This is a genomic window from Leptospira vanthielii serovar Holland str. Waz Holland = ATCC 700522, assembly GCF_000332455.1.
In the GTDB taxonomy this organism is placed as follows: domain Bacteria; phylum Spirochaetota; class Leptospiria; order Leptospirales; family Leptospiraceae; genus Leptospira_A; species Leptospira_A vanthielii.
On record NZ_AOGY02000016.1, the window covers coordinates 1 to 10,556 of the forward strand.

General features: G+C 33.8%; 13 protein-coding genes and 1 pseudogene. All 14 read left to right on the forward strand.

Annotation, left to right across the window (positions count from 1 at the left end):
* A partial coding sequence (locus tag LEP1GSC199_RS03650; RefSeq protein WP_002977463.1) for a PIN domain-containing protein occupies nucleotides 1-268 on the forward strand: 268 nt, incomplete at its 5' end.
* Between the two features lie 298 nt (nucleotides 269-566).
* Nucleotides 567-875, forward strand: a complete 309-nt coding sequence (locus LEP1GSC199_RS03655; protein ID WP_002977474.1) for a nucleotidyltransferase domain-containing protein — start codon at nucleotides 567-569, stop codon at nucleotides 873-875.
* Entirely contained in the window at nucleotides 865-1,254 is a 390-nt protein-coding gene (locus LEP1GSC199_RS03660) for a HEPN domain-containing protein (protein ID WP_002977472.1), read from the forward strand. The genes LEP1GSC199_RS03655 and LEP1GSC199_RS03660 overlap by 11 nt, the downstream gene beginning before the upstream one ends.
* Nucleotides 1,255-1,490: 236 nt before the next feature.
* Entirely contained in the window at nucleotides 1,491-2,069 is a 579-nt protein-coding gene (locus tag LEP1GSC199_RS20480; RefSeq protein WP_002977465.1) for a hypothetical protein, read from the forward strand.
* A 4-nt stretch (nucleotides 2,070-2,073) separates the two neighbouring features.
* A complete protein-coding gene (locus LEP1GSC199_RS03670; RefSeq protein WP_157356595.1) occupies nucleotides 2,074-2,679 on the forward strand; it encodes a HEPN domain-containing protein in 606 nt (201 codons plus the stop codon).
* Between the two features lie 205 nt (nucleotides 2,680-2,884).
* The gene (locus LEP1GSC199_RS03675) at nucleotides 2,885-3,772 is read left to right on the forward strand and encodes a hypothetical protein (protein WP_002977455.1); all 888 of its coding nucleotides are present in this window, start codon (nucleotides 2,885-2,887) and stop codon (nucleotides 3,770-3,772) included.
* A 711-nt stretch (nucleotides 3,773-4,483) separates the two neighbouring features.
* Nucleotides 4,484-5,416: a Fic family protein gene (locus LEP1GSC199_RS03685; protein ID WP_002977469.1), complete on the forward strand. Its 933-nt coding sequence runs from the start codon at nucleotides 4,484-4,486 to the stop codon at nucleotides 5,414-5,416.
* A 315-nt stretch (nucleotides 5,417-5,731) separates the two neighbouring features.
* Nucleotides 5,732-6,688, forward strand: a complete 957-nt coding sequence (locus LEP1GSC199_RS03690; RefSeq protein WP_002977451.1) for a CCDC90 family protein — start codon at nucleotides 5,732-5,734, stop codon at nucleotides 6,686-6,688.
* 213 nt (nucleotides 6,689-6,901) lie between these two features.
* Nucleotides 6,902-7,585, forward strand: a complete 684-nt coding sequence (locus LEP1GSC199_RS03695; protein ID WP_002977457.1) for a hypothetical protein — start codon at nucleotides 6,902-6,904, stop codon at nucleotides 7,583-7,585.
* A gap of 291 nt (nucleotides 7,586-7,876) precedes the next feature.
* On the forward strand, nucleotides 7,877-8,191 hold the full coding sequence (locus LEP1GSC199_RS03700; RefSeq protein WP_002977461.1) for a BrnT family toxin: 315 nt from the start codon (nucleotides 7,877-7,879) through the stop codon (nucleotides 8,189-8,191).
* Nucleotides 8,163-8,444, forward strand: coding sequence for a BrnA antitoxin family protein (locus LEP1GSC199_RS03705; protein WP_002977453.1), 282 nt, complete (start codon nucleotides 8,163-8,165; stop codon nucleotides 8,442-8,444). Before LEP1GSC199_RS03700 ends, LEP1GSC199_RS03705 begins: the two co-directional genes overlap by 29 nt.
* A gap of 199 nt (nucleotides 8,445-8,643) precedes the next feature.
* Entirely contained in the window at nucleotides 8,644-9,219 is a 576-nt protein-coding gene (locus LEP1GSC199_RS03715; RefSeq protein ID WP_002977467.1) for an SH3 domain-containing protein, read from the forward strand.
* A 608-nt stretch (nucleotides 9,220-9,827) separates the two neighbouring features.
* Nucleotides 9,828-10,039 (forward strand): annotated as a pseudogene (locus LEP1GSC199_RS22165) (AbrB/MazE/SpoVT family DNA-binding domain-containing protein).
* A gap of 85 nt (nucleotides 10,040-10,124) precedes the next feature.
* Nucleotides 10,125-10,358, forward strand: coding sequence for a type II toxin-antitoxin system death-on-curing family toxin (locus LEP1GSC199_RS20680; protein ID WP_232420620.1), 234 nt, complete (start codon nucleotides 10,125-10,127; stop codon nucleotides 10,356-10,358).
* Nucleotides 10,359-10,556 lie beyond the last annotated feature (198 nt).

The following is a 10,556-nucleotide window of genomic DNA, read 5'->3' on the forward strand; positions in this document are numbered from 1 at the left end:
AAATCAAAAACTCTTCGATGACATTAATAATCATCTCCGATTCTTTAATTATGTTAATCCTACAAACAAGGATCATATTCTAGCTGCACAATTAAGAAATGATTTAGCAAAAAAAGGCATTACCGTTGCTTCGATCGATGTCTTAATTGCTCAAATAGCCATTTCAAACAATTTAACACTAGCTTCTTATGATTCTGATTTCGAAAAAATAGCTAAAAATTCAAAGCTAAGAACCTTAAACTTTGAACAATATTACATCAAAAAATAAAACGCGCAACTGCAACTAACAGCGACTTTCCGCTACGCTTCGGGACTTCGCCCTCGCTCGGGCTACGCCAAATTCCCCTTCTGTCACTTGTTTGCATCCGCAAACTCCGTGCCAGTCCCTAACGTCCCGTTCCGGGACTCAGGGTCGGGGAACTTCGGTAAGTCTAGTTCGTTATGCGTAATTGACCAAATGTATGCCTCAGGACATGGGTAACACTTTGAATTTATTTAGTGAAATAAGGCTATTTTAATCAGTTATTCTTGCTTGATTTTTTCATAAATTGCCATATCTTTTGCCTATGGAAAAAGAGTTAGAAATTTTAAAAACACAAATCATTTCTCTCGTAAATCCATTAAAAATTATCCTTTTTGGATCAAGAGCAACTAGAACTGCAGGAAAGAATAGTGATTATGATCTTCTAATCATTATGCCTAACGGCACTAATAAAAGGGAAATTGCACAGTATCTTTATAAAAATGTAGATAATATCAAAATCTCATTTGATATTGTTGTGGCTACTCCCGAAACTCTCGAAAAATATTCTAATATCCGACATTTAATTTATTTTCATGCCCTTAAAGATGGTTTAGAACTCTATGCTGCATGATGACCCAGGTTCTCCAGAAGCTTGGCTTATTCATGCAAAAAGCGACTTACTCCTGGCAAAACTTGGGGATAAAAATGATATTTTACTAAATCAACTTTGTTTTCATGCTCAACAAACTGCTGAAAAATCTTTAAAGGCTGTCTTGATAAAAGAGAATGTGGAATTTCTATTTACTCACAATATTAAAACTCTAATGCTTTCATTACCAGATCGAATTGAAAAACCTAGTTTCTTTGATGAACTTGCAATTTTAACAGATTATGCCGTCTCTACTAGATATCCGGGTGATTATGAAGAAATTCTTAATACTGAATATGAAAAGGCAATTGAATTAGCTGAACTTGTTTTTAGTTGGGCTAGCAATTTAATAAAAAAATAAATTTTATAAATGGTCAACTACGCATAACAGCATGGAAACGCTGCGCTTCGGCACAAGGCCTCGCTTGGGCTGCGCCACATTTCCCTTCTGTCACTCGTTTGCATCCGCAAACTCCGTGCCAGTCCCTAACGTCCCGTTGGGACTCAGGGTCGGGAAACGTCGTCTCCACTAATTCGTTAGTCGCAATTGCAAATATTTCTCCTTGAATTATTAAACAAGTGTGAAAAACTATAAAGATGCAAAGTATAAGTTATTTAGAGGAATTTCTCGAAAGAAGAGAACTTTTCAATTCAATACATCAGTTTACTGAAGAAATAAATAAAATCCCAATAGATAAGTTACAAGCTACTCCAGAAGATCTACTATCCCTTTTCCTTAGTTTTTTTGAATACAATACAAGTATAGGAAGAAGTGAATTATATCTAAAATTTTTAACCAATTTTACATCGAGAAATAAAGAATTTCTCAGATCGTATATAATAATTTTTAATGAATTAGAGTTAGATGAACTAAAAATAGTAGAACATATAAGAACCAATGAAATTGAAATAACAGATACACTTGATTTAAACCGAATAAAAAATCAATTTGAAAATCAAAAAGTGATCAAAACTTCATTTCCCGAAAATTTATTATCAAACAAACATAATGAAAAAATATACTTAGACCACCTTATTTCAAGAAATATTATAACATGGCCGGTTCTAAGGCAAGATCCGATAATAACCAATAACACACAAACTGGAGTAACTAGACATTCTAAAATAATTCTAACTCCCTACGGCAGAAATTTATCAGACTTCATTTTTGGGTAAAAAATTGAAGGAGAATATAGAAACAACATTTCAAACAAATATCTCACGCGTAAGAACACTAATTTCCTTTTATTCATCAAGTCAATCTGGAAACAGCCAAAATCCAAGCCTTGCAGATTATGATATTTTACGTTCTGCAATAGTATTTTTACATGCTACATTTGAAGATCTACTCAGAGGAGTATATAAATGGAAACTGAGCATGCAAGGTGGAGAAAAATGGAAAAAAATCCCACTTTATGGACTTTCTGACAAAAACCAATTCAAAGCATTTTCATTTGAAGATTTATATGCCCATAAAACATTATCGATTGAAGAATTATTCAATAAATCACTAGAAGAATATTTAAAGTACACTAATTATAACAAGATAGAAGACGTTGTAGCAATACTATCAGATATTGGCATAGATAAATCAATCTTTGAAGCTTTGTTTCCCGATCTTCTTAAACTGTTCTTAAGAAGGCATAATATAGTACATAGAGCTGATCGAAAGGGAACATTGGACAACCTAACTACTGATTTAACCCCAATATCCGATTGGGAAGTAAATCAATGGCTAAACACTGTTGAAAATTTCGGGAAACTACTACTTGATGAGCTTCAATAATCGCAACTGCGACTAACAGCGACTTAACGCTACGCTTCGGGACGAGCCCTCGCTCGGGCTACGCCACATTCCTCTTCTGTCACTCGCTTGCATACGCAAGCTACGTGCCAGTCCCTAACGTCCCGTTCGGGACTCAGGGTCGAGGAACGTCGTTAAGTCTAGTTCGTTAGTCGCCATTATTTAAAACTACTCATAAGGAACATCAATGTCTAACGGAACATTTTTTTTAGCTAGGTATCACAAATTAGGATTACTCACGAATGAACTCTTAGAACAATTAGTTAGAAATGCAGCCAAAATTAATATTAGGGAAAATATTTGGACGATTATCGATACGAAAATTGGAACCGATAAAAAATATATTTTTGGAAAAATGGTAAAATACGCCCATGAAGGCAGTGTCACTCGTGTAGATGAAGTAAAAAATGAATCGATCATTGAAATAATTCCTGAGCTTACTTTGGCTAGTAGCCCATTCGTAATTTTGCCAGATTATTCTGCGATAGCATATCTTCATGTTTGGAACATGATTGAGCAATTCACTTTTATGCGGCGATTTGAAGAAATAATACATTTTTCAGCACATCGCTTTTTTGCAGAAATTGAACTTGAAAGTATAACAAACCACGATGAATTTTTTATTCGATTTAATAAATTCAATCGAATCGTAAAAATAAAGTCAAAAATAAATCCACCAAACCCATTATTTGGTCACTTATGGGGTCCTCTTAAAGATTATCTTAAAAATCGAAATCTTGAACAATTGAAAATAGATGAAGAAAGTAAAAAGAATAATAGCATAGAAACTAGTAACCTTAAAAGCCTAATCGAATTAATAGTAGCAAGAAAAGATTTAAAAATAGTTAATCCAAATTCCATCCCAATAGGAGACATGGCAGTATTAATGTCAGCTGATGGATATGGTAAATCAAGTATTGTAGGCGACATTGATGGAAAAACTGAAGTTTTGCACACCTATGAAAATTCCAGTAATTTCAAACTTGATAAGGATTCAAGTGCAGAATCACTCTATGTCGAAGCGAAAAAAATTCTTGATGATGTAGAAAAAAATCGGTATCTAGACCATGAATAAAATTGTAGATTTTTTTCGTGCAATTTTCATTTCAATAGAGTTTGTATTAATACTTTTTTTAATTAATATAAAAATCTTCTTCAATTCAATAGTAATTAAAATGAGTTATCCAATTCAAAAACTCATCGACTCAAATTTTATAATCATTTTTACTATCTATATTCCACTTATACTTGCATCGCACTATTTGTTGAAAGATATACTTTTTCGTCCTAGAAATTCTAAAATACTTATTGAATGGCCACTATATCCATCATTGAAAATGAGATGCCTGATATTAATTTTATATCCAGTAGCAGGACTAATCATTTCTATTATTCTACTTATATTCCAAGATGAAATTAATTTAAAAAATATACCTTTTCTGCTATTTATTACGATTATTCCTTCCATTTCAGGGATAATATCGTCATATATCGCCCATATAGAATTGAATGAAATATTAATCAGATATACAAATAACGGCGACTAACAACGACTTACCGCTTCGCTTCGGGACGAGCCCTCGCTTGGGCTACGCCACATAGGCTTCTGGCATTCGCCTTGCGTGCGCAAGCTACATGCCAGTCCCTAACGTCCCGTTCCGGGACTCAGGGTCGGGGAACTTCGGTAAGTCTAGTTCGTTATACGAAATCTCCAAAAATCTTCCCAAAATTAGATAAATAAAAGATTGAAATAGTATCGGATCAATTAAAAATATAATTATCCGATATGGACCCAAATCTCAAAAAAAGTATCGAAGGAAAAAAGAAGGAATTAGATAAACTAAGGCCTCTTCCTAAAGGCATTGTAAGCAAACTAAATGAACAATTCTATTTAGAGTGGACATACAACTCAAATGCCATCGAAGGAAACACTCTTAGCCTACAAGAAACGGATTTAGTTTTAAGACAAGGAATTACTATTGGAAACAAGAGTCTTAGGGAGCATTTTGAAGTTTTAAATCATAAAGAAGGAATTTACTTCCTAGAGGAAATAATAAAGAAAAAAACATTCATTTCAGTAAATCTAATTCGAGAAATTCACGGGAAAATACTAAAGAATATTGATGATGAACAGGCTGGCGTCTTTAGAAGTACCAATGTTAGAATCACGGGAGCTTCTCACATTCCTCCAAGTGCAGGAAAAATATATGATCTAATGATGGAATTAGTTGAATGGTATTATATAAATTATAAATCATTATCAATACCAGAGATTGCTGCGTGGATGCATTACAAACTTGTATTCATACATCCTTTCATTGACGGTAATGGAAGAACTGCAAGGCTATTAATGAATCTAATTCTTATGCAGGAAGGTTACCCTCCAGCAGTTATTCTACATCTTGATAGAAAAAAATATTATAAAGTTCTACGAGAAGCTGACAAGGGAAATGCTTCCACATTCCTTGATTTTGTCGGGCGATCAATTGAAAGATCTTTGATTATCTATCTTAATGCTCTTAGACCTGACTCTTCTAATGAAAGACAGGGATACATCACTCTAAAAGAAGCTACCAAATATTGCAATTTTTCATTAGAGTATCTTTCTTTACTTGCTAGAACCGGAAAACTATCAGCTGTAAAATTTAATAGAAATTGGATGACTACTATCCAAGCTGTCCAAACTTACCTAGAAGAAATCTCATTAAAGAAAAATTGAATGTCTACATTGGAGACTTCGTATAACAGCGAGGAAACGCTTCGCTTCGGCACTGCCGGCCTCGCTCGGTCTGCGACACATAGGCTTCTGGCACTCCTCTTGCCTTCGCAAGCGTCGTGGCCAGTCCCTAACGTCCCGCTAACCACTTCGCTGCGGGACAAGCCCTTGCTCGGCCTTCGGCACATAGGCTTTTGTCACTCCTCTTGCCTACGCAAGCGTCGTGCCAATCCCTAACGCCTCTACGAGGCTCAGGGCCAGCCTACGTCGGTTAGCTATTTCGTTATACGCCATAATCAAAAATACCAAAGGAAAAGCATGACAAACGAATCTAGCATTAAAAAACTTAAAGAATATTTGTTAAAACAAAACTATCCTAATTCATCTCTTTTGGAAAAAGTTGAAATTTCCATTGAAGGGAAAAAGATAGATTTTGATTTAATCATCAAGGATGCAGACTCAAAAACCATATTAGCAGTTTTTAAAATATATGAAGAAGCACCGAAATTACACTATCCATTTGAATATCTAGTAGATTTATTCAAATACGAGGAGAATATTCCACTAATCTATGCATTCATAGATGATAATTCTAAATTATGTTTCCATCAATTTGAAGAAAACTATACAAGTAACTTTACTTTAAACCGATTCCCTGATTTTAGCCAACTATGGAAATTATATAGAAATTCAAATTATAAAAGAAAATCTAAACGAGAAACAACTAAATTAAAAAAACAATTCTTTACATATTCCGGAATATTATCATCTGGAATAGTAAGCATAATTTCAATCGTCTTAGTAATAAACTTATTTATCAATTTTACTGGCTCTGAACAATCCCAACTCAATAAATATGAATACGAAACATTAGATAAAATAAATGATCTGAACAGCAGCTTTGAAAAAATAAGAACAAAAATCGATCTTATCGAAAGCTCACAGATTCAAAATAATAGGAAAAACGAAAACGCTAAATTAATTTACAAAATTGAAACTGTGAAGCAAAAAGTAAACAATCTAGAAGTAAGTTTAAAAAAAATCGAAGATGCAATTACGACAGATCCATCAAAATCTTTAGCTATTCCAATTCTTAGAAAAGATATGGACTATATGGAAAAACTAATGATGAATGAATTAAATCGAACTAATGCAGAATTTGGAAGATTTTTTGATATATTAAAATGGTTGATAGGCTCCATTTTTACTTTAGCGATTACTATCCTTGGTTATTTCCTTAACTCAAAGACTTTAAAAAATAGAAAGGACGAATAAATTTACATCAAGATTACGGCGTATAACAGCATGGAAACGCTTCGCTTCGGCACTTGCGGCCTCGCTTGGGCTACGCCACATTCCTCTCCGTCACGCTTCTTGCTCTGCAAGAAGACGCGCCGACGCTAACGCCTCTGCGAGGCTCAGCTACGAGGAACGTCGTCTCCACTAGTTCGTTATACGTAATTTTTCAAAAAAATTTCAAAGGAAACTATGAAAAATAATTACATATTAATGGTTCTACTTTTTTGGTCTTGCTCTTCGTTGAATTTGATTTCACCAGGTTTGACTTCTGAAAATAGAATTGGAAAAACATCGAATAACAAATTTGAAGAATCCTCCTTTTACGGTACAAAAAATTACCAAATTAATTTGTTTTTTATTGAAAAACTTAATTTCAACGCAATTTTTGATGATCCGAATAATATCATTGATCAATCAAATAAACAAAGTTTTTTTAAAAACATTAAGGAATCTGATATATTATTCCTTTCCGAGATTTGTTTTGATAAGGAGAAATTCAGAAATAGAGAATTAGATCTATACCTTTACGATTATTCTTTAAATGGCCATCAATACTTAAATAAAATTGAATATATTTACCCTTATTCCTTTACCGAAAAAGGAACGAAAATTCAATTAGAACGTCCTTTGCTCGTAAATGATAACTATCCTAATCAACTTAATATTATAAAAACATCAGAAGATTTCGTTACTTGTTCAAGATCAATTATTAAATTCGATAAGCTATTTTACAATGAAGGCAAAAATACTTTAATTATTAAAACTCCGAGAAAGTCTCAATTCTCTTTTGATTTTGTAATGAAAAATGGCTTATTTGAAAAACAAAATAATGATGATATAGATTTAAATATTAAACTCAAAAGTAGACTATGAAAAACTACGCATAACAGCAACTAACCGCTTCGCTTCGGGACGAGCCCTCGCTTGGGCTGCGCCACATAGGCTTCTGGCACTCCCCTTGCATCCGCAAGTGTCGTTCCAGTCCCTAACGTCCCGTTCCGGGACTCAGGGCCAGCCTACGTCGGTTAGTCTAGTTCGTTATGCGAAATAGAGGTATGTATGCCTCAGGACATGGGTAATAGTTTTAATTAGATAAAGAAAAGAAGAAAAAAGGGAGAAAAATTGTTGATAAATGATTAAAATCTGTATATTTTTGAAATATACATGAAATTCCCTGATTTCAACTCAATTGAAGGTTTCGACTGGGATAAGGGTAATATAAATAAAAATTGGCTTAAGCATAAAGTAAAAGCCGGAGAAATTGAGGAAATATTTTTTAATGAACCTTTACTTTTAGCTAATGATGAAAATCATTCAGAAATAGAAATCAGATTTGCTGCATTAGGAATTTCAAATGAATCACGACGGCTATTTGCTGTTTTCACAATTCGAAATAATAAGATTAGAATAATTTCAGTTAGAGATATGAGTAAAAAGGAAAGAAAAATTTATGAAAACTATCAAAAAGAAAATTCCTAAATTCAAATCTACAGATGAGGAAATAGAATTCTGGGATAAAAATGATGCTACGGATTTTTTCAATTTTAAAAACTCAGAGAAAATTTCGTTCCCGAATCTTAAACCTTCAACTAAAATGATCTCTCTTAGATTGCCAGAAGCTCTTCTAGAAAGACTTAAAACCTTAGCTAATAAAAATGATGTACCCTATCAATCTCTCATCAAGATTTTACTTTCAGAAAAAGTGAACGAAGAATTCAAAAAAGTCGGTTAACTACCTCTACTTCGCATAACAGCGACTTACCGTTCCGGGAGGGTCTACGCCCTCCCTCCAGGCTTCGCCACATTCCCCTCCGGCACGTTTTTTGCTCCTTTGACGCAAAAAACGCGCCGACGCTAACGCCTCCTTCAGAGGCTCAGCTTCGAGGAACGTCGGTAAGTCTAGTTCGTTATATGCAATTCGTAGAAACAATATGAAAAAAATAAAATACTTTCTTCTAATCCTAATTTTGGTTCTACAATTTTGTAAAGATCAGACAGAAAATTCAGAACCAAAAAATTTCTCTTTTATAAAGGGAAAAAATATTCATCTTAGGGAATTACCAGACCAGAAATCAAAGTCGTTAGGTTTTCTCCAAGGAGGGAACAAAGTAGAAATTATTTTGGAACCTAATAATAAAACAAAGATCGGAAATTTAATTGGCAAATGGATTAAAGTAAAAGTTCTATCAGGGAAATTAGTAGACAATGAAGGTTATGTTTTTAGTCAATTTATTCTGGAAAAAGGAAGTGATCCGATAAATCTAATATATAAAGAAATTGAAATAGTTAAAAGGAAAGAATATCTGCAAAAATTAAAATCAGATTATCCGGAATATAATGAATTCGGATTATACACTTTTGATGAATTAATAGATTATGAAATTTTAGTTAATGATTGTAAAATCGAAAGATTAGAAACTTCGATTGGTTTTGAAGACAAGGAAACACTTATTAAAAGTTTTCAGGACCTAAAATTCAATTTTAATGACTCTATTTTTGAAAAATGACTCAATGCGAATTCTTTTGGGCTGATTATTGTGCGGAACTGACATTCTACCTTATCCATATTCTTCTTATTCTAACAAAGAACTTTTTAAACAAGTTATTTCTAGTCTTATTATCGATTCAGGTGATAAAGAAAATTGTTATCAAACAACCGATAATAAAAAATATTGTTTTCATATTTCCAAATATAATGAAAAATTTCTAATTGGCGGTTTATGCCAAATGCATAATAATCAAAAATAAATCCGAGATACCTACGAACTGCATATAACAGCGCCTTACCGCTACGCTTCGGCACAAGGCCTCGCTCGGGCTACGCCAAATTGTCCTCCTGTCACTCGTTTGCATCCGCAAACTACGTACCAGTCCCTAACGTCCCGTTTCCGGGACTCAGGGTCGGACAACTTCGGTAAGTCTAGTTCGTTATACGACATAGCCTAAAAAATAAGCTTTAACATTTGAATTTGCGAAATAGGAAGGGAAAAAAACAATAATTGCGTAATCAACCCATATTCAAGTTACAATTTTCTTTAACTTTCCGGAAAAAATTCAGAAATTTCTGATTGAAATTGATTACACAATGTTACAACATTGTTATTACAGGCTAAATATGTTAAAAAAATTAGTACAACACGGGAACAGCTCCGCTTTAGTTATTGAGAAACCGATTCTTGAATTTTAAAAATTGATCAAAACTCGACTCTCGAAGTTACTACTGATGGCAAATCTTTGATTATCAAACCAATAGAAAAGAGTATTACAAAATCTCTTGAAAAAATTAATAAAGCTCACGGCAAAACACTCAAAAAACTTGCCCAATAATGCTGGATGAAACTATATTCCTCTCCATTGAGGATGTAATTTTATACATAAAAATCAAATCGAACTCTATGGCGGAGCAAAAGACATTCGTGATCACGGACTTCTAGAATCGGCCATTAACCAACCAATGGCCACTTTTGATGGTATCAGTTTACACCCTTCTCTATTCGATAAAGCAGCTGCCTATTTATATTACTTATGCAAAAATCATCCTTTTTTGGATGGAAATAAACGAGTTGCATTGGCTTCTTCATTAGTCTTTCTCGATATTAACGGATACGAAATACTTGACGCCACGTATTCTTATATAACTTCGTAATTGGAGTCGCAAGGACAATACAAGTTAGAAGAGATTAAGAAAATATTAGAATCTCTAGCTAAACTTATTATCTAACAATAGGCTACGTCGTATAACAGCATGGAAACGCTGCGCTTCGGGACGAGCCCTCGCTTGGGCTTCGCCACATTTCCCTTCTGTCACTCGTTTGCATCCGCAAACTCCGTGCCAGTCCCTAAC

Coding starts and splice junctions, on each gene's coding strand:
- LEP1GSC199_RS03655 (WP_002977474.1), top strand. CDS start 567: ATGGAAAAAGAGTTAGAAATTTTAAAAACACAAATCATTTCTCTCGTA.
- LEP1GSC199_RS03660 (WP_002977472.1), top strand. CDS start 865: ATGCTGCATGATGACCCAGGTTCTCCAGAAGCTTGGCTTATTCATGCA.
- LEP1GSC199_RS20480 (WP_002977465.1), top strand. CDS start 1,491: ATGCAAAGTATAAGTTATTTAGAGGAATTTCTCGAAAGAAGAGAACTT.
- LEP1GSC199_RS03675 (WP_002977455.1), top strand. CDS start 2,885: ATGTCTAACGGAACATTTTTTTTAGCTAGGTATCACAAATTAGGATTA.
- LEP1GSC199_RS03685 (WP_002977469.1), top strand. CDS start 4,484: ATGGACCCAAATCTCAAAAAAAGTATCGAAGGAAAAAAGAAGGAATTA.
- LEP1GSC199_RS03690 (WP_002977451.1), top strand. CDS start 5,732: ATGACAAACGAATCTAGCATTAAAAAACTTAAAGAATATTTGTTAAAA.
- LEP1GSC199_RS03695 (WP_002977457.1), top strand. CDS start 6,902: ATGAAAAATAATTACATATTAATGGTTCTACTTTTTTGGTCTTGCTCT.
- LEP1GSC199_RS03700 (WP_002977461.1), top strand. CDS start 7,877: ATGAAATTCCCTGATTTCAACTCAATTGAAGGTTTCGACTGGGATAAG.
- LEP1GSC199_RS03705 (WP_002977453.1), top strand. CDS start 8,163: ATGAAAACTATCAAAAAGAAAATTCCTAAATTCAAATCTACAGATGAG.
- LEP1GSC199_RS03715 (WP_002977467.1), top strand. CDS start 8,644: ATGAAAAAAATAAAATACTTTCTTCTAATCCTAATTTTGGTTCTACAA.